The organism is Delftia sp. WSY_12 (assembly GCF_043104645.1).
GTDB lineage: Bacteria > Pseudomonadota > Gammaproteobacteria > Burkholderiales > Burkholderiaceae_C > Comamonas > Comamonas tsuruhatensis.
Genome location: NZ_JBICKW010000012.1, coordinates 140897 through 164788 on the forward strand (window position 1 = coordinate 140897; position 23892 = coordinate 164788).

19 protein-coding genes are annotated in these 23892 nt (G+C 67.7%); 9 read left to right on the forward strand and 10 right to left on the reverse strand.

Annotation, left to right across the window (positions count from 1 at the left end; all coding sequences use genetic code 11):
• Positions 1-73: 73 nt before the first annotated feature.
• Genes ACF8LI_RS06220 through ACF8LI_RS06230 form a run of 3 tightly spaced genes read left to right on the forward strand, consistent with a single transcriptional unit; the run spans position 74 to position 3238 of the window.
• Positions 74-1270 carry an ABC transporter substrate-binding protein gene (locus tag ACF8LI_RS06220; protein ID WP_016447696.1) on the forward strand — a complete coding sequence of 399 codons (1197 nt, stop codon included), beginning with the start codon at positions 74-76 and terminating at the stop codon, positions 1268-1270.
• A gap of 57 nt (positions 1271-1327) precedes the next feature.
• Positions 1328-2212: a branched-chain amino acid ABC transporter permease gene (locus ACF8LI_RS06225; RefSeq protein ID WP_012206960.1), complete on the forward strand. Its 885-nt coding sequence runs from the start codon at positions 1328-1330 to the stop codon at positions 2210-2212.
• 27 nt (positions 2213-2239) lie between these two features.
• Positions 2240-3238: a branched-chain amino acid ABC transporter permease gene (locus tag ACF8LI_RS06230; protein WP_016447695.1), complete on the forward strand. Its 999-nt coding sequence runs from the start codon at positions 2240-2242 to the stop codon at positions 3236-3238.
• A 61-nt stretch (positions 3239-3299) separates the two neighbouring features.
• Here the strand turns inward: ACF8LI_RS06230 and ACF8LI_RS06235 are convergent, their stop codons facing one another.
• From ACF8LI_RS06235 to ACF8LI_RS06260, 6 genes are read right to left on the reverse strand one after another with little or no spacing between them, the layout of a single operon-like run.
• Positions 3300-4412, reverse strand: coding sequence for a lipocalin-like domain-containing protein (locus ACF8LI_RS06235; protein ID WP_392414740.1), 1113 nt, complete (start codon positions 4410-4412; stop codon positions 3300-3302).
• Between the two features lie 3 nt (positions 4413-4415).
• Positions 4416-5483 carry a PLP-dependent cysteine synthase family protein gene (locus ACF8LI_RS06240; protein ID WP_016447693.1) on the reverse strand — a complete coding sequence of 356 codons (1068 nt, stop codon included), beginning with the start codon at positions 5481-5483 and terminating at the stop codon, positions 4416-4418.
• Positions 5484-5499: 16 nt separating this feature from the next.
• The gene (locus tag ACF8LI_RS06245; RefSeq protein ID WP_392414739.1) at positions 5500-8067 is read right to left on the reverse strand and encodes an FtsX-like permease family protein; all 2568 of its coding nucleotides are present in this window, start codon (positions 8065-8067) and stop codon (positions 5500-5502) included.
• 19 nt (positions 8068-8086) lie between these two features.
• Positions 8087-8803 (reverse strand): ABC transporter ATP-binding protein, encoded by a 717-nt coding sequence (locus tag ACF8LI_RS06250; protein ID WP_392414738.1) that lies wholly within the window; start codon positions 8801-8803, stop codon positions 8087-8089.
• 16 nt (positions 8804-8819) lie between these two features.
• The gene (gene miaA, locus ACF8LI_RS06255) at positions 8820-9809 is read right to left on the reverse strand and encodes a tRNA (adenosine(37)-N6)-dimethylallyltransferase MiaA (RefSeq protein ID WP_392414737.1); all 990 of its coding nucleotides are present in this window, start codon (positions 9807-9809) and stop codon (positions 8820-8822) included.
• Between the two features lie 29 nt (positions 9810-9838).
• Positions 9839-11035, reverse strand: a complete 1197-nt coding sequence (locus tag ACF8LI_RS06260; protein ID WP_392414736.1) for a multidrug effflux MFS transporter — start codon at positions 11033-11035, stop codon at positions 9839-9841.
• A gap of 214 nt (positions 11036-11249) precedes the next feature.
• On the opposite strand from ACF8LI_RS06260, the gene ACF8LI_RS06265 reads away from it, so the two are divergent.
• From ACF8LI_RS06265 to ACF8LI_RS06280, 4 genes are all read left to right on the forward strand, one after another.
• Positions 11250-12215, forward strand: a complete 966-nt coding sequence (locus tag ACF8LI_RS06265; protein WP_017407485.1) for a sulfurtransferase — start codon at positions 11250-11252, stop codon at positions 12213-12215.
• 173 nt (positions 12216-12388) lie between these two features.
• Complete coding sequence (locus ACF8LI_RS06270) at positions 12389-13654, forward strand: YeeE/YedE family protein (protein WP_016451221.1); 1266 nt, start codon at positions 12389-12391, stop codon at positions 13652-13654.
• Between the two features lie 333 nt (positions 13655-13987).
• Positions 13988-14743 (forward strand): hypothetical protein, encoded by a 756-nt coding sequence (locus ACF8LI_RS06275; RefSeq protein WP_392414735.1) that lies wholly within the window; start codon positions 13988-13990, stop codon positions 14741-14743.
• A 38-nt stretch (positions 14744-14781) separates the two neighbouring features.
• A complete protein-coding gene (locus ACF8LI_RS06280; RefSeq protein ID WP_209801631.1) occupies positions 14782-15870 on the forward strand; it encodes a type VI immunity family protein in 1089 nt (362 codons plus the stop codon).
• 68 nt (positions 15871-15938) lie between these two features.
• On the opposite strand, the gene ACF8LI_RS06285 is transcribed toward ACF8LI_RS06280, so the two are convergent.
• Positions 15939-17600 carry an ankyrin repeat domain-containing protein gene (locus tag ACF8LI_RS06285; protein WP_392414734.1) on the reverse strand — a complete coding sequence of 554 codons (1662 nt, stop codon included), beginning with the start codon at positions 17598-17600 and terminating at the stop codon, positions 15939-15941.
• A 144-nt stretch (positions 17601-17744) separates the two neighbouring features.
• Positions 17745-18659, reverse strand: coding sequence for an alpha/beta hydrolase (locus tag ACF8LI_RS06290; RefSeq protein ID WP_392414733.1), 915 nt, complete (start codon positions 18657-18659; stop codon positions 17745-17747).
• A 149-nt stretch (positions 18660-18808) separates the two neighbouring features.
• Between ACF8LI_RS06290 and ACF8LI_RS06295 the strand changes: the two genes are divergently transcribed.
• Entirely contained in the window at positions 18809-19681 is an 873-nt protein-coding gene (locus tag ACF8LI_RS06295) for a methylglyoxal synthase (RefSeq protein WP_016447679.1), read from the forward strand.
• 123 nt (positions 19682-19804) lie between these two features.
• The gene (locus ACF8LI_RS06300) at positions 19805-21130 is read left to right on the forward strand and encodes a serine hydrolase domain-containing protein (protein ID WP_392414732.1); all 1326 of its coding nucleotides are present in this window, start codon (positions 19805-19807) and stop codon (positions 21128-21130) included.
• 84 nt (positions 21131-21214) lie between these two features.
• Here ACF8LI_RS06300 and gdhA read toward each other — a convergent pair whose 3' ends face one another.
• Both gdhA and ACF8LI_RS06310 read right to left on the reverse strand, forming a co-directional pair.
• Entirely contained in the window at positions 21215-22558 is a 1344-nt protein-coding gene (gene gdhA, locus ACF8LI_RS06305; protein WP_016447677.1) for an NADP-specific glutamate dehydrogenase, read from the reverse strand.
• Positions 22559-22909: 351 nt separating this feature from the next.
• On the reverse strand, positions 22910-23824 hold the full coding sequence (locus ACF8LI_RS06310; protein WP_012206938.1) for a LysR family transcriptional regulator: 915 nt from the start codon (positions 23822-23824) through the stop codon (positions 22910-22912).
• Positions 23825-23892: the final 68 nt, after the last annotated feature.

A 23892-nucleotide genomic window follows, 5' to 3' on the forward strand; every position in this document is an offset into this window, starting at 1 on the left:
GGGGCTCGCCGGCTGCATTCCTGCCATGGCCCTGTGACAAAAAACCCAAGACATCAACGCGAAGGAGACACCAATGAAAGCAAAACTGACCGCACTGTCGTGCATGCTGGCCGCCGCCGGCCTGGCCAGCCCGCTTGCCATGGCACAGGAGAAGGTGAAGATCGGCTTCGTGACCGACATGTCCAGCCTCTATGCGGACGTGGAAGGCAAGAACGCCGTCACCGCCATGCAGATGGCCATCGATGACTTCGGCGGCAAGGTGCTGGGCCAGCCCATCGAGCTGCTGAGCGCCGACCACCAGAACAAGGCCGACATCGCCGCCTCCAAGGTGCGCGAGTGGGTGGACACGCAGGGTATCTCGCTGGTGTTCAGCGGCACCAACTCCGGCACGGCCCTGGCGGTGTCGCAGGTGGCCAATGAGAAAAAGCGCGTGCACTTCAACAGCGGCGCAGGCTCGTCGGCGCTGACCAACGAGCAGTGCAATCCCTACACCGTGCACTACGCCTATGACACCGTGGCCCTGGCCAAGGGCACGGGCACGGCCGTGGTGGAGCGCGGCGGCAAGGACTGGTTCTTCCTGACGGCAGACTACGCCTTCGGCCACGCGCTGGAGAACGACACCACGGCGGTGATCAAGGCCAAGGGCGGCAAGGTGGTGGGCGGCGTCAAGCATCCGCTCAACGCCTCGGACTTCTCGTCCTTCCTGCTGCAGGCGCAGGCCTCCAAGGCCCAGATCCTGGGCCTGGCCAATGCCGGTGGCGACACCATCAACGCCATCAAGGCGGCCAAGGAATTCGGCATCAACAAGAGCATGAAGACCGTGGGCCTGCTGGTGTTCCTGACCGACATCCACAGCCTGGGCCTGAAGAACACCGAAGGCATGCAGTTCACCACCAGCTGGTACTGGGACCAGAACGACGCGGCGCGCAAGTTCGCCGAGCGCTTCTTTGCCAAGACCAAGCGCATGCCCACCTCCATCCAGGCCGCCGACTACTCGGCCGTGACCAGCTACCTCAAGGCCGTGCAGGCCGTGAAGTCCACGGATGCCGACAAGGTCATGGCCCATCTCAAGAGCACGCCCATCGACGACTTCTACGGCAAGGGCTCGATCCGTCCCGACGGCACCTTTGCCCACGACATGTACCTGGTCGAGGTCAAGAAGCCCGCCGAGTCCAAGAAGCCCTGGGACTACCTGAAGGTCGTGGCCACGCTGCCCGCCGACCAGGTCTGGACTACCAAGGCCGAGACCAAGTGCGCGCTGTGGAAGTAACGCTGCGCCGCCACTGACCCCCAACCGCCACCCGGCCAACCACGACAGCTGCATCCCATGGAAATCTTTGGTGTTTCCCTGCCAGGCCTGATGAGCCAGCTCCTTCTGGGGCTGGTCAACGGCTCGTTCTACGCCATCCTCAGCCTGGGGCTGGCGGTGATCTTCGGCCTGCTCAACGTGATCAACTTCGCCCACGGCGCGTTGTTCATGCTGGGCGCCATGGTCACCTGGATGGCCATGAGCTACTTCAACATCAACTACTGGGTGATGCTGGTGCTGTCGCCGCTGCTGGTGGGCCTGCTGGGGGTGCTGATCGAGCGCTTCCTGTTGCGCTGGATCTACAAGCTCGACCATCTCTACGGCCTGCTGCTGACCCTGGGCCTGTCGCTGCTGATCGAGGGCCTGTTCCGCTCGGTCTACGGCGTCTCGGGGCTGGGCTATGACACGCCCGAGCTGCTGGAGGGCGCGACCAACCTGGGCTTCATGATCCTGCCCAACTACCGCGCCTGGGTGGTGCTGGCCTCCATCGTGGTCTGCGTGGCCACCTGGTTCATGATCGAGAAGACGCGCATCGGCGCCTACCTGCGGGCCGGCACCGAGAACCCGCGCCTGGTCGAGGCCTTCGGCGTCAACGTGCCCGTGATGATCACGCTGACCTATGCCTTCGGCGCGGCGCTGGCGGCGTTTGCCGGCGTGCTGGCGGCGCCCGTCTACCAGGTCACGCCGCTGATGGGGCAGAACCTCATCATCGTGGTCTTCGCCGTGGTGGTGATCGGAGGCATGGGCTCCATCATGGGCTCCATCCTCACCGGCCTGGGCCTGGGGGTGATCGAGGGCCTGACCAAGGTCTTCTGGCCCGAGGCATCGTCCACCGTGGTGTTCTTCATCATGGTCATCGTTTTGCTCATCCGCCCCGCCGGCCTGTTCGGCAAAGAGAAATAACAAGAACGAGGACAAGGGGCCGACCACATGAAATCCAAGACTCTCGTTCAACGCATTGCCCCCTGGGGCTATGGCCTGCTGCTGCTGGGCCTGCTGGCGGCGCCCCTGCTGGGCGCGTATCCGGTGTTCGTGATGAAGCTCATGTGCTTCGCACTGTTCGCCTCGGCCTTCAACCTGCTGCTGGGCTACACGGGCCTGCTGTCCTTCGGCCACGCGGCCTTCCTGGGCGGCGCGGCCTATGTGACGGGCTACGCCATCAAGGGCTGGGGCTTCACGCCCGAGCTGGCCATGCTGGCCGGCACGGCCGGCGGCGCGCTGCTGGGGCTGATCTTCGGCTGGCTGGCCATCCGCCGCCAGGGCATCTACTTTTCCATGATCACGCTGGCGCTGGCCCAGATGCTGTTCTTCGTGTGCCTGCAGGCGCCCTTCACGGGCGGCGAGGACGGGCTGCAGGGCGTGCCGCGCGGCAAGCTGTTCGGCCTCATCGACCTGGCCAGCGACATGACCATGTACTACGTCACGCTGGTCATCGTGGTCCTGGCCTTCCTGCTGATCGTGCGCACCATCCACTCGCCCTTCGGCCAGGTGCTCAAGGCCATCAAGGAGAACGAGCCGCGCGCGACCTCGCTGGGCTATGACGTGGCGCGCTTCAAGCTGCTGGCCTTCGTGATCTCGGCCGCGCTCACGGGCCTGGCCGGTTCGCTCAAGACCGTGGTGCTGGGCTTTGCCACGCTGTCGGATGTGCACTGGACCACCTCCGGCCACGTGATCCTGATGACGCTGATGGGCGGCCTGGGCACGCTGTCCGGCCCGATCCTGGGCTCGGCCGTGGTGGTCATGCTGGAGAACAAGATCGGCGAGTTCGGCCTCTTCCTGCAGCGCCTCACGGGCGTGGAGTGGTTCTCCACGCTGGGCGAGTCGGTGACCATCGTCACGGGCCTGATCTTCGTGGTCTGCGTGCTGCTGTTCCGCAAGGGCATCATGGGCGAGTTGATCGTCCGGCTGCAGAAAAAGCGTACCCCTTGAGAGCCGGGTTGGGACGGTTTCAAGGGGGTGGGCTACGTGCCCATGCTGTTGACTGCCATAGCTACAACTGCAGCGGCCGGGCGTAGCCCGTCATCTCCAGGTATCCCTGACCGGCTCGCGCCTCCTGGCCCGGGCCGGTGGGCTTTTGCAGGCTGCACAGGCCCTCCCAGTAGATGGCGCCGGTGGAGGCGCTGCTGTCCAGCTCCTGGTCATCGATCAGGGCGTTCACGGTGAAGCGGCCTACGGGCGTGTCCACCTGCCATTGCACGGGGTAGCGCGCTCCGCTGGCAGGGCTGCTCCAGTGGCGCAGCGGCGTGAACTGCACTGCATCGTGGGCGAAGACCTGCAGCGTGCCATCCACACCGCGCAGCGAGCCGCCAGCCCACAACGCGCTGCCATCCGCCCGTCGCACGCGAAAGGCCGTGAGCGCGCCGCCGTCGAACAGGTTCATGCCTATCCAGTCCCAGCCCACGGCCTCGGGGTGCAGCAGGGCCTGGCTCCATTCATGGTCCAGCCAGGCGCGGTTGTCGCCGGGCTCGCGTGCAGCTTCTATCGCCATGCGCTGGCCTGCCAGCTCCAGCGTGCCGCTCACCTGCAGCTGCGGGCGGCTGTAGTAGTAGCTGGCCTGCTCGGGTTCGGGACCCTTGCGCGACAGGCCGGCGCGGCCCTGAAGCAAGGGGGGCAGGCGGGTGTCAAAGCGCAGATCCAGGGCGAATGTGCTGCTGCGCAGGCGCGTGGTATAGCGCTCGGCAGCACCTTCATCGGTGCGCTGCAGCGACCAGTCCTGCAGCCGCACGTCGGCATCGGCCTCGCTGGCCTGGGCAATGCCAAAGCCTGCGCGCGCAATGCGCTGGTCGTGGTGCAGGCGAGCGCCCTGCACATCGCACAGCGCAGCATGGGCAAACAGCAGCTGGCGCGCCGCAAAGGCGGAGCGCAGCTCCTGCGTGGCCTGCACGCGCGACCGGAAGAAGGTGATCTGGAAACCCCAGGCCCGGCCCGCCGCGCGTGCCTGGCCGGTGATGTACCACCACTCGGTGCGCAGCCCGGGGTGGCTGCCGTGGTCGCGCGGGAAGACCAGCGTGCGTGGCGGCAGTGCCTGGGCGGGCAGTCCTGCCGCCCCCAGGCCCAGGCCGGCAGCCAGGCCCAGCAGATGGCGGCGGGGCAGGGGCATCATGGATCAGCCTTGCAGCTGCGCGATGCGCGCCTGGGCCGGCCCGCAGTCGCCGATGCGCTGCATCACCCAGTCCGCATCATGGTAGGTGGGCAGGTAGCGCTCGCCCGCATCGCACAGCAGCGAGAGGATGGAGCCCTGCTCGCCGCGCTGGCGCATCTCGCTGGCCAGCCTGAGCATGGCCACGTAGTTGGTGCCCGTGGACGGCCCCACGCGCCGGCCCAGCAGTGCGGACAGGCTGCGCATGGCGGCCAGGGAATCGCAGTCCGCCACTTCCTCCATGCGGTCCACCAGCGTGCGCACGAAGCTGGGCTCCACGCGCGGGCGGCCTATGCCCTCGATGCGCGAGCCCGGCGCGGTGAGGGTGGCATCGCCCGTGCGGTGGTAGGCGGCGAACACCGAGCCCTCGGGGTCGGCCACGCAGATGCCCGTGGCATGGCGCTGGAAACGCACGTAGCGGCCGATGGTGGCACTGGTGCCGCCCGTGCCCGCGCCCACCACGATCCAGCGCGGCACGGCATGGCGCTCGCGCCGCATCTGGGTGAACATGCTCTCCGCAATATTGTTGTTGCCACGCCAGTCGGTGGCGCGCTCGGCATAGGTGAACTGGTCCATGTAGTGGCCGCCGGCCTGTGCGGCCACGGCGCGTGCCTCGTCGTAGACCTGGGCGGCGCTGTCCACCAGATGGCAGCGGCCGCCGTAGAACTCGATCAGTGCAATCTTCTCCACCGAGGTGCTGCGCGGCATCACGGCCACGAAGGGCAGGCCCAGCAGGCGCGCGAAGTAGGCCTCGCTCACGGCCGTGGAGCCGCTCGATGCCTCGACGATGGTCGAGCCCTCATGCACCCAGCCATTGCACAGCGCATAGAGAAACAGCGAGCGCGCCAGCCGGTGCTTGAGGCTGCCCGTGGGATGGGTGGATTCGTCCTTGAGGTAGAGATCGATCCCCAGGCCGGCAAAGCCGGGCAGGGGCAGCGGTATCAGGTGCGTGTCGGCGCTGCGCTGGTAGTCGGCCTCGATGCGGTTGATGGCTTCATGCAGCCAGGGGGAGGTGGTGTGCGGCATGGCGGCCATTGTCGCAGGCTGCCTCTTACCAATCCTCCTTGACCGCCAGCACTGCCTCGCGCCCTGCAGCCGCACGCCCTGCCAGCCAGGCCGTCAGCGTGCCTGCCGCGATCACGCTGGCAGCCAGCGCCAAAAGGCGGGGCCACGGCAGGGACAGCTCCATGGTCCAGTGAAAGCTTTGCGGATTCACCACATGCACCAGGATCACGGCAACGCCCAGGCCCAGCAGGCTGCCGGCGATGGCGCCGGCCGTGGTCCAGGCCATGCCTTCGCCGGCCACCACCGCCAGGATGTCGCGCCGCGTCAGGCCCAGGTGGGCGAGCAGGCCGAATTCCTTGCGCCGCGCCAGCACCTGGGCGCTGAAGCTGGCCGCGATGCCGAACAGGCCGATGCCGATGGCCACGGCCTGCAGCCAGTAGGTCACGGCAAAGCTGCGGTCGAAGATGCGCATGGAGCGCTCGCGCAGCGCGCCGCTGCTGGCGAACTCCAGTGCCTGCGCGGCGCCCGGCCCGGCCATCAGCGACTGGATGCGCGCCTGCAGCTGCTGCGCCGTGGCCGTGTCGTCGCCGTCCGGCCAGATGGCGATTTCGGTGGGGCCTGCCGTGGTGGCGCTGCCGTCGGCAAGCCGTTGGTAGTCGTCCCAGTCCATGGCGATGGCGCCGAACTGGCGCACATAGTCGCGCCAGATGCCGGCCACAAACACGCGGGAATCTTCCGACGGCAGGGCCTGGGCCAGCAGCGGCCACTCCTGGCCCGGCCGCACGCCATAGAGTTGGGCCACGGCTTCACTGACATAGACGGGCGTGCTGCCAGCGGGCGCTTGCACGGGGCCTTGTATCCACGGCAACTGCTGGCCCTGGGGGCCATACAGCGGACGCAGCAGCAGGCTGACGGCGGGGCGATCCGGGCTGAGCCACAGGCTGGTGCTGCGCATGGGCTGGGCGCGCTGCACGCCAGGCAGGGCGGCAATGCGCGCGGCCAGATCGGCGGGCAGGGGCGCGGCATCGGCACGGCCTGCGCTGCCGGCCGTGCGCAGGTACAGCGGGGCGGGCAGCACGGCATCCAGCCAGGCGATCATGCTGTCCCTGAAGCTGGCCACCATCACGGTCAGCGCCACGGCCAGGCTCAGGCTGGCCACCACGCCGCCCACGGCCACCGTGGTGCTGCGGCGCATGCGCCGTGCGCGCTCCACGGGCAGCAGGGCCAGCGGCTGGCGCAGCAGCGATTGCGGCACCAGGCGCAACAGCTGGCCCAGCAACCAGGGCAGGGCGGCCATGCCGCCCAGCAGCAGCAGGGCCACGGCGGCATAGGCGGCCAGGGGAATGCCGGCCACGGGCGGCACAAAGGCCAGGGCCACGCTGGCTGCCATCAGCAGCAGGGCTGGCATGCCGCGCGCCGCGCGTTCGGAGCCCGCGCCCTGGCCCTTGAGCGTGGCGGCGGGCGGCAACTCCATGGCCTGGCGCGCCGGCCACCAGCCGCCAGCCACGGTGGCGGCCACGCCCAGCAGGCCAAAGGTCAGCGCGGCGCTGGCGCTCCACTGCAGCGCGGGCTGCACGCCGGCAAAGTAGCCGCCGCCCAGGTCACCGCCCAGCAGGTGCAGGGCCAGCCAGGCCAATCCCGCGCCCAGGGCAATGCCGGCCGCGCTGCCCACCATGCCCAGCAGTAGCGATTCCAGCAGCACCAGGCCCAGGCGCTGGCGCGGTGTCAATCCCAGCACGGCCAGCAGGGCGAACTGCGGCGCGCGCTGGGCCACGCTGAGCGCCAGCACCGAGAACACCAGGAACGCCCCCGTGAACAGCGCCACCAGGGCCAGCACCGTGAGGTTGACGCGGTAGGCGCGCGACATCTCGGCTATGCGCTGCTGGTCGTCGCCGGGGCGGCTGGCCAGGGTCTGGGCGGGCCAGTCGGGCAGGCGGCGCAGCGCGGCCAGCAGGGACTCGCGCGTGGCGCCTTCGGCCAGCAGCACATCGATGCGGTCCACCTGGCCCCAGCGCTGCAGGCTGTCCTGCAGCGCACCGATGTCCATCACGGCCAGCGGCGGGCCGGATGCAGCGACCGTGCCCGCGATGCGCAGGGTCTGCGCGCGCCCGCCCAGTTGCCATGGCAGGGGCGTGTGCCGCGCCTGCTCCGGCGTCAGGCCCAGGGCTTCGAGTGCCGTTGCATTGAGGAAGACCGCATCGGGCGCGAACAGGTCCAGCCGCCCGCCGCCATCGAACAGCCGGGGCATGAGCGCAGGCGCCACGGGCGCCAGCCGCAGCGCATCGCCGCCCAGCACGCGCAACTGCACCGGCGTGGCGGTGCCGGCCAGGGCCGTGGCTTCGATCCAGGGTGCGGCCAGGCTGACCTGGGGCTGCTGCGCAACACGGCCATACAGCGATTCGGGCAGGCCGCCCTGCATGGCACGCAACTCCAGGTCTGGCTGGCCGCTGACCGTGCGCACGGCGCGCGAGAACTCATCGAGCGCGGACTGGTTGATCACATGCACGGCAAAGCCCAGGGCCACGCCCAGCATGATGGCCACCAGGGCGGTGGCCGTGCGCCAGGGATGCTGGCGCAGCTCCTGCCAGGAAAAGGTGCGAAGCAGGGCGAGCATGGGCGGGCGATCTTTGGCGCTAGGCGGGCTGCATGCCCTGTGCGGTCAGGCGCAGCACGCGGTCGGCACGGCGCGCGGCCTCGATGGAGTGCGTGACCAGCACCAGGGCGGCCTGGTGCTCGCGGGTCTGCTGCAGCAGCAGTTCCATGACCTGTGCGGCCGTGCCGGGGTCCAGGTTGCCGGTGGGCTCGTCGGCCAGCAGCAGGGCCGGTCCGTGGACCAGGGCGCGTGCAATGGCCACGCGCTGCAGCTGGCCGCCGCTGAGCTGCCAGGGCAGGCGCTGCTCCAGCCCCTGCAGCCCGACGGCCTGCAGCAGTTGCTGCACGCGCTGGCAGCCCGCCGCATCCAGCCGCTGCAGCAGCATCAGCGGCAGGGCCACGTTGTGCCAGACATCCAGATGGGGCAGTACATGGAAGGCCTGGAACACGAAGCCCACATGGCTGCGCCGCCACAGTGCGCGGCCGGTTTCATCCAGGGCCGACAGGTCCTGGCCTTCGTGCAGCACGCGGCCCTGCTGCCACTCATCGAGCCCGGCCAGGCAGTTGAGAAAGGTGGACTTGCCCACGCCCGAGTCACCCACGATGGCCACGAACTCGCCGCGCGCCACGCTGCAGTCCACGTTCTCGAAGACGGCGGTTTCCGTGCCGCCGTCGTTGCGGTAGCGCCGCGCCAGGCCCTGGACCTGAAGCAGCGGCGACTGAGTCAGCGGCGTGTTGTCCCGGGGCGCGGCAGTCATGAAGGCGGTTTCCTGTTCAGCCGTTGCGGGCCTGGGTTGCTGCGGCCACCACGGCCATCGCTGCCTGCAGCAGTTGCTGCTGGGCATCGGGCATATCGCAGGCAATGGCATGGCGGGCGGGCATGCTGCGCAGCCAGGTGATCTGGCGCTTGGCCAGCTGGCGCGTGGCGGCAATGCCGCGTTCGCGCAGCGAGTCCATGGGGTACAGGCCGTCCAGCGATTCCCAGGCCTGGCGGTAGCCCACGCAGCGGATGGAGGGCAGGTCCAGGTGCAGGTCGCCGCGCGCGCGCAACTGTTGCACTTCGTCGATGAAGCCGGCGTCCAGCATGGCGTCGAAGCGCTGGGCGATGCGTGCATGCAGCCAGGCGCGGTCCTGCGGCTCCAGCGAGAAGAAGCCGCCGGGGCTGATCAGGCCCTGTGCCGCATCCTTGCCCGCCCGCGTATGAAAGCTGGACAGCGGCTTGCCCGACACCTGCCAGACCTCCAGCGCGCGCTGTATGCGCTGGCTGTCGGCCGGCGCCAGGCGTGCGGCCGTGGCGGGATCGACCTGGGCCAGCAGCGCATGCATGGCGGGCCAGCCGATCTCGGTGGCCTGGGCGTCCAGCCGCTCGCGCACGGCGGGGTCGGCGGCCGGCATGTCGTCAATGCCATCCTGCAGGGCCTTGAAATACAGCATGGTGCCGCCCACCAGCAGCGGCAGGGCGCCGCGCGCGCGGATCTCGGCCACCAGGCGCTGCGTGTCCTGCACGAACTCGGCCGCGCTGTAGGCCTGCAGCGGGTCGCGGATATCGATCAGGTGATGGGGGCACGCAGCCAGTTCTTCGGGCGTGGGCTTGGCCGTGCCGATGTCCATGCCGCGATAGACCAGGGCCGAGTCCACGCTGATGATTTCTGCGGCCTGGCCGCGTTCGGCCAGCAGCCTGGCCAGGGCCAGGGCGGCAGCGGTCTTGCCGGAAGCGGTGGGGCCGGCGATGGCCAGGCAGGGGAGCGGGGAAGCGGTGGACATTCAAAAAACGCAAACGCAGGAAATGAAAATCAGCGGTGGCCATCGACCCCGCCGTGGCGGCGCACCAGCCCCCAGGCGACCAGGGCCGTGCACACGCCCCAGAACCAGATGCCGAAGGCCATGGGCCGGGTGGACTGGCCGTCCAGGTGCAGGCCCAGCCAGTGTCCCATGGCAAAGGCGATGAGCATCATGGTGAAGCCGTTGAGCGCCGAGGCCGTGCCCGCCGACTGCGGGAAGGGCGCGATGGCATTGCTCTGGCCGCAGGGCATGTGCACGCCATGGGCGATCTGGAAGATATAGAAGGGCAGGGCATAGGCCCAGAGGCTGCGCGCATCGGCCAGCGCCGCAATGCCGATGGCCGTGGCCGACAGCAGGCTGGCCAGCCCGGCAATCTGCACGGCGCGCCGCACATCCATGCGCTGCAGCAGCCAGCGGCACAGGAAGGTGCCCGCGATGTAGCACAGCGCATTGCTGCCCATCAGCAGGCCGTAGCCCGTGCGGCTTACGCCCAGCACATGGATATAGGTGAAGGAAGATGCGGCCAGGTTGGTGAACAGGGCCGCATAGGTGCAGCAGGTCAGCAACTGGTAGGACTGGAATCCCGGGTGGCGCACGATGGTGATCCAGTTGCGCGCCAGGGCCAGCGGCTGCAGCGCCGTGGGATTGGTGCGGGCCAGTGTCTCCGTGAAGCGCAGGGCCACCAGCAGCAGGGCCAGCGCACCCATCACGGCCTGGGCCAGCATGGTCGAGCGCCAGCCCAGCGAATCCACCAGCAGGCTGCCGCTGACGGGGCTCAGGAAGGCGATCACGCCCAGCCCGGTCAGCGCCTTGGACATGACCTGGGCACCCAGGTGCGGCGCGAACAGGTCGCGCACCATGGCGCGCGCACACATCACGCCGGCGCCCAGCGATGCCCCCTGCAGCGCGCGCCAGGCAATCAGCGATTCCATGGTCTCGGCGCTGGCGCTGCCCAGGGCCGCCAGCACATAGATGGACATGCCTGCCAGCAGGATGGGCCTGCGCCCGAAGCGGTCGGACAGCGGCCCCCAGGCCAGCTGCGAGCAGCCGAAGGCCAGCAGGAAGGCCGTCAGCGTGAGCTGCACCTGGGACACCTGGGTGGAGAAGGCTGCCTGTATCGAGGGCAGGGCGGGCAGGTACAGATCTGTGGCCAGCGGCTGAAGCCCCAGCAGCAGGCCGAGCAGGATGACGACCAGGACGGGGGACATGGCCGGCTGCGCTTGCGCGACGGCGGGAGACAGGGGCGCTGACATAGGCGCCCGAGGGTAGCAGAGAACCCGGGGTGCCGCTGTCCATGCCTTGGCGGCGCATATCCATCTGCGGATTGCGCAGTTGGGAACCGGCCCGCCCCTGCCTACATTGCATTGCAGAGCAACCCGACCCCAACCGAGCAATCAACGCAACTGCGAACAAAGGACCGTGATGGCAACGCCGACCGCTTTCTCCACCATCCCCGCCACCCTGCGCCAGGGTGCCTGCACCGTGCTGTACGTCGCGGCCCTGATCGGCGGCACGGCCCATGCCAATGCGCCCGTTCCCGAAGGTCCGCTGGTCAGCACCGAATGGCTGGCGGCCAACCTCAACCGCGCCGACGTGCGCATCGTCGAAGTCAGCGTCAACCCCGGCCTGTACGAGCGCTCCCATGTGCCGGGCGCGGTCAATTTCTCGTGGCACAACGATCTCAACGACAAGGTGCGCCGCGACATCGTGGGCAAGGAGCAGTTCGAGAAACTGCTGTCGCAGGCCGGCGTGAAGGACGGCACCACGGTTGTGCTGTACGGCGATACCAACAACTGGTTCGCGGCCTGGGGGGCCTGGGTCTTCGACATCTATGGCGTGCAGAACGTCAAGCTGCTGGACGGCGGCCGCAAGAAGTGGGAGGCCGAGAACCGCCCCCTCAACAACCGCGCCCCGGAATATGCGGCCACCACCTACCGCGTGGGCAAGGTCAACACCGCGCTGCGCGCGCGCCTGACCGATGCGCTGGCCTCGGCCGAAGGTCGCAGCGACGCCAGGCTCGTCGACATCCGCTCGGCCGACGAATACCAGGGCAAGGTCTTCGCCCCGGCCGGCGTGCCGGAGCTGGCCATCCGCGCCGGCCACATCCCCGGTGCCGTCAACGTGCCCTGGGGGCAGGCCGTGCGCGAGGACGGCAGCTTCAAGTCCGCCGAAGAACTCAAGAAGCTCTATGCGGGCGTGGGCATCGACGGCAGCAAGCCCGTCATCACCTATTGCCGCATCGGCGAGCGCTCCAGCCACACCTGGTTTGCGCTGTCCAAGATCCTCGGCTACCAGGTGCGCAACTACGACGGCTCGTGGACCGAATACGGCAACTCCGTGGGCGTGCCCATCAACAACCCGGCCGGTACGGTCTGGGCCGCGAAATGATTCCGCCGTCGATCAACCTGTCTTGAAGGCGGGGGCCGGGCGAGGGGTGTCAGTGCTCTTGGTTCGACGGATCAGGTGCGTGACGTGTGGCTTTGGCAAAAGCTCGGCTCCTTTGGGGCCCGCAGGCTGCGGGCCCCTTTTTTATGGGTGGATGGCAACAAAAGGGGGCAGCAATGACAAGCGTGACCGGTGAGCACACGCAGAACGTGAATGGCAGGCACAGGGCAAGGGACTGGACCAGATGGCTGCCCCTGGCCGCCGTGCTGGCCGCAGCCTGGCCTGTGGCGGCGCAGCTGCAGCTGCAAGGCGGCGGGCGCACCCTGGTCTTTGCGCTGGCGCTGGGCCTGCTGCTGGGGCTGGTGCTGCAGCGCTCGCGCTTTTGCTTTTACTGCCATGCGCGCGACTGGTTCGAGTTCGGCGACCCGCGCGGCGTGCTCTCCATCCTGCTGGCGCTGGCCGTGGGCTCGGCGGGCATGACCGTGGTGCTGGGCAGCTGGGTGGCCGTGCCCCAGCCCGGGCAGTTGCCGCCCGACATGCACATAGGTCCCGTGAGCTGGGTGCTGGTCCTTGCGGGCCTGGCCTTTGGAGCGGGCATGTCGGTCTCGGGCTCGTGCATCAGCGCCCACTGGTACCGGCTGGGCGAGGGCTCGCCCGTGGCGCCCTTTGCCCTGGTCGGCACGGGCCTGGGCTTCGTGCTGGGGTTTCGCAGCTGGAACCCGCTGTACAGCCTGGCCATTGCCGATGCGCCCGTCATCTGGCTGCCGGCCCATCTGGGCTATGGCGGCGCGCTGGCGCTGCAACTGGCCGTGCTGGGCCTGCTGGCGGCCTGGGTCTGGCGCATTCATGGGCGCTCGGGCCGCGCACGGCCCCGGCCTGCGGCAGAACCGGCGCAGCCACCGGGCCTGCGCCAGCTGTGGCTGTCACTGTGGCAAGGCCGCTGGAACGCCGCGCTGGGCGGCCTGGCCGTGGGCCTGATCGCGGCCGCCGCCATCGTGCGCATGCGGCCGCTGGGCGTGACCACCACGCTGGGCAGCACCGTGCGCGGCTGGGCCCAGGCAGGCGGCTGGGTGCCCGAGCGCCTGCACGGCCTCGATACCCTGGGCGGATGCGCCACGGCCGTGCTCAACAGCCTGCTCACGCCCCATGCCGTGCTGCTGCTGGGCCTGGTGGCCGGTGCCTGGGGCGCTGCCGTGGCCAGCCGCCAGTGGACGCCGCGCCGCCCCACCTGGCGCGATGCGGCTCGCGGCCTGGCCGGTGGCGCCTTGCTGGGCTGGGGCGCCATGACGGGGCTGGGCTGCACCATCGGCACGCTGCTGTCGGGCAGCATGGCGGGCGCGCTGTCGGGCTGGGTCTTTGGCGCGGCCGTGTTCACGGCGCTGTGGCTGGGGTTTGTGTTGCGGCGCTGGCAGCACGAGCGTGCGGGAGCGCAGGGGCTTTGACCTGCAGCAGGAGGTGATTGCCGAGTGACAGGCGAGAGCGGCGCCTGAAACAGGCTTTCTGGCCATTGCTTGTCCTAGGCTTTTTTCTGCCAGTTTTCAGAGGAGACCGCTGCCAATTGCGGGCAGCTCAGTCCTGGAAATCTCTGAAAAATAGGATTTACCTGCCCAATTCATTGCTCCTATTATTTTCCTTTCAGAAGGAAGGGAGCGCCTTTCACAGGCGAAGGAGCCAATGACATTCAGGATAGACATCCATGCGCCATTGAGCCGCGCAGGGCGTTTCCACGAGTTGAATGGGGCAGTGGAGCGGCCACCGGCCATCCGCTCGGATACATGAGCTGCGGGCAACTGGTTCCCGCCTTCATTGCCCTCAATCGCCTGAAGCGGTCCAGGGACCTGTGCAAGGCTGTCGTGCTTGTTGGCTTCAACAAGGTATGCGGCACCCGGGACTTCGACAACGAACTGGACCGCAGGGCGCTGTGCGAGCTGTTTTGCTGCTGCATGACCGGCGGCCTGGGCCAGCGCTGCGTGGCCGGCGTGGTCATGCAGGCCGATGGGTTTGAAGGCTACCGGGGCTACTACAAGCAGGAAGTGCCTTACCTGAACAGAGCACCTGTCATGTCGCGCAACGAGCCCGTGCGCCCCACGCGCAGCCGGCCTGCGGGCTCGCGCATTCCGGATGTGGTCGTGGTGAAGAACCCGCGCCTGCCGCCTGTGCTGGACAACGTGCAGCGGGTCTATGAGATGAAGTTTCCGGGGGATGGCTTTTCCAATGCGGAAGGGACAGACGGCAGGACACAGCTTCAGGCCTATACGCACCTTTTTGGAGACAAGTTTCTCAAGAAAGCCTTGGATGCAAGAAGTTGTGCGTGCGACGGCGATGGAGAAAAGTCGAACCAAGGTGTGTTGAACCAGGCAGCGCGATGGCAGGCCAACAGGGAAAAGGCCATCTCTTTGTCCGAGCGGGTGAATAAGGATACGGCGGCGGCGGTCGGGGCTGCAGCCGGTGCGTCTGCGCTGGGGCGGGCGCTCCGAGGTATAGGCATAGTGGGGACTGCACTGGCAAGAGTCCTCGGGTTGTCCTTTTGAGGTGATGGCTTCGGTATAGCGAAATATGGAGGGTTGATATGGCAAAAGATTTCAAAAAACCTTTGAGCACCAGAGAGCTGCAAAAAGCCACCGTGGCGACGATCGATATTCTCAAGGCGCTGGTACTGTGCAATCAGTTCGGTGATGTCTGCGCAAGAGCCGGCTGGACCATTGAAATGGTGTTCCATGAAGGGGATTCCTTGGCTGTGCGTGAGCGTGCATGGGAAGTGGTCGATATTTTTTGTGAGGCTGTAGGGAAGGAGAAACTGGTTTATTGGTACGACGGAATGCCTGCCATGCTGACCAGCGCGATAGCACAAAGAAAGTTGGCTGCAAAAAAGCAGAAAAGCTTTGATAACCCAAAAGGTTATGCACTGATATTTCATATGGCTTCGGGCAAGCCAAATCCCCCTGAGGTGTGGGAGAACAATGCGCAAGACTTTCGCCTTTACTGTCGCATTGAGAATGACGAAGGTATTTGGGGGCATGACAGATATACGACGCCTGGCATAGGCCCTTCCATGTCTTTCATTCGCATGGCATTTCCTGCATGGTGGGTCCTGGATCAGCTGCCCGAAAACAATGTGGGCCGCATTACCACCCAGGTGGTGGAGTTGATGCAGCCTTTCTGGGCCATTGCCGGATGGGGTGTCATGCCTGCAGTGGAGGAGCGCAATATCGATCCCGATGGCAAGGGCCAGCAGATGCTGTACCCCTATCTGCAGCGTTTTCCAGGCTTGAATGCCCTGGGCAGTCTTGCGCTGATGAGCCATGACTTCAACAACGCCATGTACAGCATCAACTGGCTGAGTTTTGTGAGTGATGCCTTGCTGGAAAAGCTGGGTGGTCGGGATGCGGTGCGCAAGCAGGTTCAGGCCAGCCAGTATCTTTCGGCTGGGGATGTAGGCAACTGTCTGGGGATACGGGCAGGAGATTTCCCAGGACTGGGGGATATGGACCAGGGGCTGACGCTGCCCGCCTTTGGCGAGGCGGCACGCCTGCTCAAGCCTTTGCGCGCCAGATCCCGGCTCAACAACTTCATCGGCCCGCCGCCTTCGGGGTCCAATGATGAACATGCGTGGCTGCTGGCATGCGATGCCTACATGAGCCGGTTTGATCTGTTCTGACCCATGCAGGCACTGCAGCTGAATCCTGCCGGGCCAGCCGGCAGGACGGGTTTTCGGGTCGGGCGGACCTAGTCCGCGTCAACCCCTAGCAGCAAATCCGTGATCTCGTCCGGATACCGCTGCCGGTTGCCGTCGATGAGCACGCAGCCGGGTACTTCGGGGTCGGGCCGGGCCATGGGCATACCGTGGTCCAGCAGGGCGTGGGCGCAGCCCAGCCAGTCGCCGCCGCCGGGTTCCGTGGATTCGGGCCGGTTCAGCGATGCCCAGCACAGGGTTCCTGCGCAGTTGTCGCCATAGGCGTGGCGTTCGGTCCACTGTGCGCCGTGCTCCAGCAGGAAGCGCGCCATGGCGGCATCGCCACGGAAAACGGCCTGGTTCAGTGCGGATGCATCCCAGTCGCCGCCGCGCGCAGCGATGGGCCAGCCCAGTTCCACCATGCAGCGCACGGCCTCCAAGCGGCCCAGGGCTGCCAGTTCGGGCAGCATGCGCAGCTGCTCGTGAGACAGTCCTTGCAGCAGACCCGGGTGGGACGCGAGAAGCCCTCCGGCCTGGGCCCGGTCGCCCATGGCGCAGGCGGCAACGAACTGTTCTTCGGGCGTGGCGGGTTCAGCGCCCGTGGCCTGTTCCAGCAGGACGGCCACGTCGGCCAGGCCAAAGCGCCGTGCCAGGCGGGCGGCGCCCAGGCCTTGCGGTGTGCGGGTGGCCGGGTCGGCTCCTGCATCCAGCAAGGCCTGCACGTGGGCGGGCGAGCGCAGCCGGCGTATGGCCCACAGCAGCGGGCGGCCCCATTCGCCCTGGCCGTTGTCCTCGTTCGGATCGGCGCCGTGGTCCAGCAGCAGGCGCAGGGCCTGCTCATCGTCCAGGTCCAGCACGCGGAACAGGGCATTGCTGCCCTCCACACGCGCGCCCGCCTGCAGCAGCAGCCGCGTGCATTCGCGGCTGGCCGGCGTGCCTTCCAGAGAGTGGTAGAGCGATTCGCCGTCGTTGGGGTCGGCCCCGGCCTGCAGCAGCATCTGCGTCAGTTGCGCATCATGGTTCTGGCCTGCTGCGCCATAGAGTGCTGACAGCCGCTCGGTCTCGGAGGGCGCCTGCAGCGAGGCCGGCGGCCAGCGATTGCCCACGGTCTGCAGCGGGTCGGCGCCCGCGTCCAGCAGCCAGCGCGCGCAGGCGCGCAGCGGCTCGGCGAACTCGGGCAGGCGCAGCAGGCACGAGTGCGTGACGGCCACCAGCGGCGGCAGTCCCAGCGGCCCGCCTGCGCGCTGCAGCCAGCCGGGATCTCTGTGCGTGGCTTCGCGCAGCGCGGCCAGGTTGCCGATGGCGCAGGCCATCCAGGGATCATTGCCCGGCAGCTCCGGCCGCTCGTCCAGCAGGCGCCGGGCCAGCGCGGGCTGCGCGCGGTGCGTGCCGCCCGCCACATCGCCGGCATAGACCAGGGCCAGCCAGTGCAGCCGGGATGTCTCGGGGTCCGCTGCCAGGCGCTGGCATGCCTCGACGTAGCCTGACAGCTCGCTCCATGAGGCGAAACCGTGCTCGCGCGCCACGGCGGACTGGGCGTCGTGCAGCCGCAGGTCCATGGCGGCCAGCGCTTCATCCGTGCGGCCCCGGGCAGCGGGCAGGTGGGCGCGCAATTGCTCCATGGCCTGGGCCGAGCCTGCGCGATAGGCGGCCAGCAGTTGCTTGGCCTGTTTCTTGAGATGGCCCATGTCGGGCCGGGCGGGGATGCGTTTCACAGGGATACCTCCGTGCACGAAGGCCAATGACCTGCAGCTTGGCGCACAAAGGCATGTGGCAAGAGAAAAACGCCGAGAGGCGCATACAGGTGGGTTCAACCCTTCCCGCAGGTCCAGGTGCGGCCTGCACCGCAAGCGCGGATGTTAGCGCAATACCTGAGGTGCAATAGCTGGCGCGGTGGGCGCCTGTGCGAGCAGGCGCAGCCCGAACAGCTCGTCCAGCGCCCGCCGGTACTGGTCCATGGCGCGCGACTGGGTGTTGTGGTGGTTGCCGCCTTCGATGAGCACGAAGCGCTTGGGCTCGCTGGCCGCCTCGAACAGCTGGCGGCCCAGCGTGGCGGGGATCAGCGGATCGGCGCTGCCGTGCACGACCAGCAGCGGCGAGCCTAAGCCGGCCACCTTGTCGATGGAGGCAAAGCGCTGCGTGATCAGCGGCCCCACGGGCAGCCAGCCCCAGCGGAAGCTGCGGACCACGTCGGGAATGCTGGTGAAGGTGGCCTCGACCATGACGCCGGCCTCATCCTGGACGCTGCGCGCCAGGTCGATGGCGATGGCGCCGCCCAGCGAATGGCCGAAGATGAAGCGCGGCCGGTCCGGAGCGTGCCGGCCCAGCCAGTCCCAGCCGGCGCGTGCGTCCTCGGCGGCCGATTCCTCGGACGGCAGGCCGGCGCTGCTCTTGCCAAAGCCCCGGTAGTCGATGGCCAGCACCGAAAAGCCCAGCTCGTGCAGCCGCCGGATGCGCGGCGAGGAGCCGGCAACGTTCCAGCGCGCGCCATGCAGGTACAGCAGCACGGGGGCGTTGCTGGCCGTGGCCGGCTGGGGCAGCCACAGCGCATGCAGGCGGGCGCCGTCCTGCGTTGGCATGTCGATCCAGACATCTTCCATGCCGGCCGTGTTGGCGCCGGGCCAGCTGCGGTCGCTGGGCTGGAAGATCCATTCGCGCTGCTTGGTATCCAGAACGGAGCAGCCGCTGGCCGCCAGCAGCGCGGCCACGCCCAGCGCTGCCGTGAGCCGGTGCAGGCGCCGTCGGGGCCACAGGTGGGAAAGCAGTGAGGGCATGACGCAACAATGGATGCACGGGCCGGCCAAAAGTTCAGCGCCGCTGCCGTGCCGGCAGGCGCTGTCATGGATTGGCGCTATTCTTGCCGCTGGTCCGCAGGCTGTCCTGGCTGCACGGGCCTCTCCCCACTGTTGATGAGTGAACCTGTATGCCGATACGCCTGGGCCTGGCCGCCAACCGAATCCACCACCAAACCGAGGATGCCGCACTGTTCGGCTGGCTGCGCGCCTGCGAGTCCGGCATCCGCGAGCTGCAGCTGGGCCTGCATGCCGTGGGCCGCACCTTCGATGCCATCCAGGCGGCCGGCATGCTGGCGTCCTACCGGGGCCTGCGCCGCTATCCCTATGGCCGCGAAGGCGGGCTGATGAAACTGGTGGCCGAGGTGGTGGGCGTGGAAGGTGACGAGCGCACCATCGACGGGGCCATCTATTTCACCGACCCGGTGGATCCGTCCTCCATCTTTCCCGAGGCCGTGGCGCTCAAGCGCCAGTGCGTGATCCATGGCAAGCCCTTCCTGTCCACCGTGGCCTCGGCGCGGGACTGGGTCGAGATGGAGCGCATCCAGGCAGGTCTGCCCAAGGATGCCGGTGCGCAGCGCTTTCACGACTACGCACAGCAGACGCTGGCGCTGATCGCCCACGATGCGCTCAAGCCCACCATGCTGGATTTCGCGGCGCGCAACTTCGAGCTGCTGTCGCGCTTTGGCCGGCGCGTGGGCACGGGCACCACGGGCCAGCGCCTCAACGAAATGGCCTGGAGCCGTGGCTGGCCCGAGGACCGGCCCTGGGTGGACCGCTACAACAGCGGCCCGCTGGGCGGCGATGCGCAGATCGCCGACCTGGTGCTGGACCGCCGCTGCCAGCGCGTGATCTTCTTCGAGGACCCGCATGTGGCGCGCCAGCACGAGGCCGACATCCAGCTGCTGGAGCGCGCCGTGACCACGGTGACGCACGACACGGTCTGCACCACTTCTCCGGCCGTGGCGCAGCGCTGGTGCGATGCGGCCTTGATGCGCCGCTGAATGCCCCACTAAAACCTTCGTCGCGCAGACGACAGCCTTGCGGCCTGCGGGCGGGCGAACACCCGTGACCGGCCGGGGGCTTTCTGCAAGACTGGCCGTTTCCAAAAAACCAAGGAGACAACGATGGTCAGTCCGCTCTTTCGGCGCTCCCGGCATGCCATGGCCCTGCTGGTGCTACTGCTCGGCTGGGTGGCGGCCCAGGCACAGGCCTCCGCAGCGCCCGCGCTGCCGCCGCCCGACAGCGTGCGCCTGGAGCAGCTGGGGCTGATGCAAGGCTTTCCGCCGGCCGCCGACAAGCGCGTGGACGTGTCCAACGGCTACCGCTATCCACAGCTGCGCTGGGTGGTGCAGCACCTGCGCGAAATCCAGCCCACGCAGAACATCCGGCGCGGCGCGGCGGCGCCCTCGGCACTGCCCGAAGCGCCCATGGCCCTGGGCGGCCTGCGCTTTGACGACGACAAGGGCCAGCCCGTCACCGTGGACCAGTGGCTGGACCGCACCTACACCGACGCCATCGTGGTGCTGCACAAGGGGCGGGTGGTCTTCGAGCGCTACCAGAACCAGATGCAGGCCAGCTCGCCGCACCTGCTGTTCTCGGTCACCAAATCGTTCACCGGCCTGATGGCCGCGCAACTGGCCCACGATGGGCGCATCGATCCCCAGGCCCTGGTCACTAAATACGTGCCCGAGCTGGAAGGCTCTGCCTGGGGCGACATGACGGTGCGCCAGGTCATGGACATGACCGGGGCCGTGCGCTTTCGCGAGGACTACACCGACCCCAGGACCGAGATCTTCGGCTACTCCTGGGCCTCGGGCATGCTGCCGCGTCCGCCCGGCTACGCGGGGCCGACCAATGTGTACGACTTCCTCAAGACGCTGCCCAAGGAAGGCACGCATGGCGAGGGCTTTGTCTACCGCACCGTGCATTCCGAGGTGCTGGGCTGGATCGTCTCGCGCGTCACGGGCCGGCGCTGGAGCGATCTCATGAGCGAGAACATCTGGCAGAAGCTGGGCATGCAGGAAGACGCCTATGTGATGGTGGACAGCACCGGCACGCCGCTGCAGGGCGCGGGCCTGAACGCCACGGCGCGTGACCTGGCGCGCGTGGGCGAGATGCTGCGCCTGGGCGGCAGCTTCAACGGCCACAAGATCTTCGACAAGGCGGTACTGGACGACATTGCGCGCGGCGGCGACCGCGAGCAGTTCAAGTTCCGCGGCATCCAGGCCGCGCGGCCCGGCTACAGCTACCGCAACCAATGGTGGGTACTGCACAACGCCGATGGCGCCTACGAGGCCGCCGGCATTCACGGCCAGTTCATCCACGTGAACCCGGCCGCGCAGATGGTGGTGGTCAAGCTGTCATCGCACCCGGTGGCGGGCGCGGCCTTCACGCATGCGCTGACGCTCAAGGCCTGGGCGGCGCTGGCCGATGCGGTGCGCGACAGGTAAGGCGCGCGAATCCATCTCTTTCCATGAAAAAAGCCCATGCAGCAGGCTGCATGGGCTTTCGTCAGGGGTGGGGAGCGCTGACGCTCAGATCACGCCCTGGGCCAGCATGGCATCGGCTACCTTGACGAAGCCGGCGATGTTGGCGCCGTCGATGTAGCTGACCGTGCCGTCCTCGCGCTTGCCGTACTTCAGGCAGGCGGCGTGGATGCCTTGCATGATCTGCAGCAGGCGGGCATCGACTTCCTCGGCGGGCCAGGACAGGCGGGCCGCGTTCTGGCTCATCTCCAGGCCCGAGGTGGCCACGCCACCGGCATTGCTGGCCTTGCCCGGTGCGTACAGCACGCCGGCCTTCTCGAAGGCCTTGGCGGCTTCGATGGTCGAGGGCATGTTGGCGCCTTCGGCCACGCAGACCACGCCGTTGGCGATCAGCACCTTGGCATCTTCCTCGGTCAGTTCGTTCTGCGTGGCGCAGGGCAGGGCCACGTCCACCTTCAGGTGCCACGGCGTCTTGCCGCGCAGGAACTCGGCGCCCACCAGCTTGGCGTACTCGTCCACGCGGCCGTAGCGGTGGTTCTTCACGTCCATCAGGATGGCCAGCTTCTCGGTGGTGAAGCCGTCCTGGTCATACACGGTGCCCGAGGAGTCGGAGACCGACACCACCTTGGCGCCCAGCTGCATGGCCTTTTCCACGGCGTACTGGGCCACATTGCCCGAGCCGGAGATGGAGACGGTCTTGCCTGCGAAGGACTGGCCGCGCGTGGCCAGCATTTCCTGGGCGAAGTAGACGGTGCCGTAGCCGGTGGCTTCGGGGCGGATCAGCGAGCCGCCGAAGGACAGGCCCTTGCCCGTGAACACGCTGGCGGCGCTGTTGGACAGCTTCTTGTACATGCCGGCCATGAAGCCCACTTCGCGGCCGCCCACGCCGATGTCGCCTGCCGGCACGTCGGTGTCCGGGCCCACGTGGCGGAACAGCTCGGTGACGAAGGCCTGGCAAAAGCGCATGACTTCAGCGGGGCTCTTGCCCTTGGGATCGAAGTCCGAGCCGCCCTTGCCGCCGCCCATGGGCAGCGTGGTCAGCGCGTTCTTGAAGGTCTGCTCGAACGCCAGGAACTTGAGCACCGACAGCGTGACCGAGGGGTGGAAACGCAGGCCGCCCTTGTAGGGGCCGATGGCCATGCTGTGCTGGATGCGGAAGCCGCGGTTGACCTGCACCTGGCCCTTGTCGTCGGTCCAGCTCACGCGGAACATGACCACGCGCTCGGGCTCGACCAGGCGCTCCAGCAGTCCGTGCTCGGCGTACTTGGGGTTCTTCTCGATGAAGGGCCACAGGCTTTCCATCACTTCGGTGACGGCTTGCAGGAATTCGGGCTGGCCGGGATTGCGTTGCGCGACTTCATCAAGGAACTGGCCGACGGACTCGTACTTCATGGAAAAAACCTCTGACTAAAAACGGCTGCGGGAAGGGGTGAGTGCAAACCAAGATTATGCCTAAAAGTTATGCCGTCATGCATCGTTTTGGTGAACGGCGCCCGAGCTTGGTGCCTTCGTGCCGTGTTTCGGTGCATCTTCAGAGGGGGTTGACGGTATTTGGTGCATGGCAGAAAGCTGCGTGCAGCAGTGGGCGGGCAGGCAGGCTCCTGGATCGGCCGTATCCGGTGGCGTGCATGGTCATGGCGAATGGGAATGGCTGGCGCCATGCCCGCTGACATGAAGAGTGGCTGGGAAGGCCTTGCAGCCGGACGGGGCTTGGGCCCGCCCGGCCATCCCATCGCCGGCCTTTCAGCTGCGCTGCAGCTGGGGATGGCGCGCGAACAGGTCGGCCGCCCAGTCCACGAAGGCCCGCACCTTGGCGCTGAGGTGGCGGTTGGGCGGGTAGACCACGTGTATGGGCAGCGGCGGCTGGGTCCACTCGGGCAGGACCTCGACCAGTTCGCCGCTGTCGATCAGCGGCTGGGCAAAGGCCGTGACCAGCTGCGCGATGCCAAAGCCCGCCAGCACGGCGGCCGTGTAGGCATTGCTGTCGTTGGCCGCGATGCGGTAGTTGCCCGCCACCTCGATGGATTCATCGCCCCGCTGGAATTCCAGCGGGTACATGCGCCGCGTATGGCCCGAGAAGAAGGCGACGATCTGGTGCTTCGTATCCAGTTCGGACGGATGCTGGGGCACGCCATGGCGTGCCAGGTAGGCGGGCGAGGCCACGGTGACCCAGTTCATCGAGCCGATGCGGCGCGCCACCAGGGACTGGTCGCTGAGCTCGCCCCCGCGGATCACGCAGTCCACGTTGTCGCTGATCAGGTCCACCAGGCGGTCGCCCACGCCCAGGTCGATCTGTATGTCGGGATAGCGTTCGCAGAATTCGGTCAGCGCCGGAATGATGATCAGCCGGGCCATGGAGCTGCCCACGTCCAGCCGCAGCCGCCCGCTGGGCGCGGTCTGGGTGTTGACCATGCTGGCTTCGAGATCGTCGAAGTCGTTGAGCAGGCGTGCCGCGCGTTCGTAGTAGGCGGCGCCATCGGGCGTGACGGTGACGCGCCGCGTCGTGCGGTTGAGCAGCTTGACGCGCACGCGCGCCTCCAGCGCCTGGATCTGTTTGGTGACCGTGCCCTTGGGCAGGTCCAGCGAATCGGCGGCGCGGGTGAAGTTGCCGGCTTCCACCACGCGAACGAAGACACGCATGGCCTGGATCTGGTCCATGGAAAGTTGCTCCTGCAGCGCCCGGCAAGGGAATGCCGGCTCGGCGGAATTCTCACATGCGCGGTATC

Bases quoted from the DNA above. Each gene is read 5' to 3' on its own strand.
- ACF8LI_RS06220 (WP_016447696.1), top strand. From the start codon at position 74: ATGAAAGCAAAACTGACCGCACTGTCGTGCATGCTGGCCGCCGCCGGC.
- ACF8LI_RS06225 (WP_012206960.1), top strand. From the start codon at position 1,328: ATGGAAATCTTTGGTGTTTCCCTGCCAGGCCTGATGAGCCAGCTCCTT.
- ACF8LI_RS06230 (WP_016447695.1), top strand. From the start codon at position 2,240: ATGAAATCCAAGACTCTCGTTCAACGCATTGCCCCCTGGGGCTATGGC.
- ACF8LI_RS06235 (WP_392414740.1), bottom strand. From the start codon at position 4,412: ATGATGCCCCTGCCCCGCCGCCATCTGCTGGGCCTGGCTGCCGGCCTG.
- ACF8LI_RS06240 (WP_016447693.1), bottom strand. From the start codon at position 5,483: ATGGCCGCCATGCCGCACACCACCTCCCCCTGGCTGCATGAAGCCATC.
- ACF8LI_RS06245 (WP_392414739.1), bottom strand. From the start codon at position 8,067: ATGCTCGCCCTGCTTCGCACCTTTTCCTGGCAGGAGCTGCGCCAGCAT.
- ACF8LI_RS06250 (WP_392414738.1), bottom strand. From the start codon at position 8,803: ATGACTGCCGCGCCCCGGGACAACACGCCGCTGACTCAGTCGCCGCTG.
- miaA (WP_392414737.1), bottom strand. From the start codon at position 9,809: ATGTCCACCGCTTCCCCGCTCCCCTGCCTGGCCATCGCCGGCCCCACC.
- ACF8LI_RS06260 (WP_392414736.1), bottom strand. From the start codon at position 11,035: ATGTCCCCCGTCCTGGTCGTCATCCTGCTCGGCCTGCTGCTGGGGCTT.
- ACF8LI_RS06265 (WP_017407485.1), top strand. From the start codon at position 11,250: ATGGCAACGCCGACCGCTTTCTCCACCATCCCCGCCACCCTGCGCCAG.
- ACF8LI_RS06270 (WP_016451221.1), top strand. From the start codon at position 12,389: ATGACAAGCGTGACCGGTGAGCACACGCAGAACGTGAATGGCAGGCAC.
- ACF8LI_RS06275 (WP_392414735.1), top strand. From the start codon at position 13,988: ATGAGCTGCGGGCAACTGGTTCCCGCCTTCATTGCCCTCAATCGCCTG.
- ACF8LI_RS06280 (WP_209801631.1), top strand. From the start codon at position 14,782: ATGGCAAAAGATTTCAAAAAACCTTTGAGCACCAGAGAGCTGCAAAAA.
- ACF8LI_RS06290 (WP_392414733.1), bottom strand. From the start codon at position 18,659: ATGCCCTCACTGCTTTCCCACCTGTGGCCCCGACGGCGCCTGCACCGG.
- ACF8LI_RS06295 (WP_016447679.1), top strand. From the start codon at position 18,809: ATGCCGATACGCCTGGGCCTGGCCGCCAACCGAATCCACCACCAAACC.
- ACF8LI_RS06300 (WP_392414732.1), top strand. From the start codon at position 19,805: ATGGTCAGTCCGCTCTTTCGGCGCTCCCGGCATGCCATGGCCCTGCTG.
- gdhA (WP_016447677.1), bottom strand. From the start codon at position 22,558: ATGAAGTACGAGTCCGTCGGCCAGTTCCTTGATGAAGTCGCGCAACGC.
- ACF8LI_RS06310 (WP_012206938.1), bottom strand. From the start codon at position 23,824: ATGGACCAGATCCAGGCCATGCGTGTCTTCGTTCGCGTGGTGGAAGCC.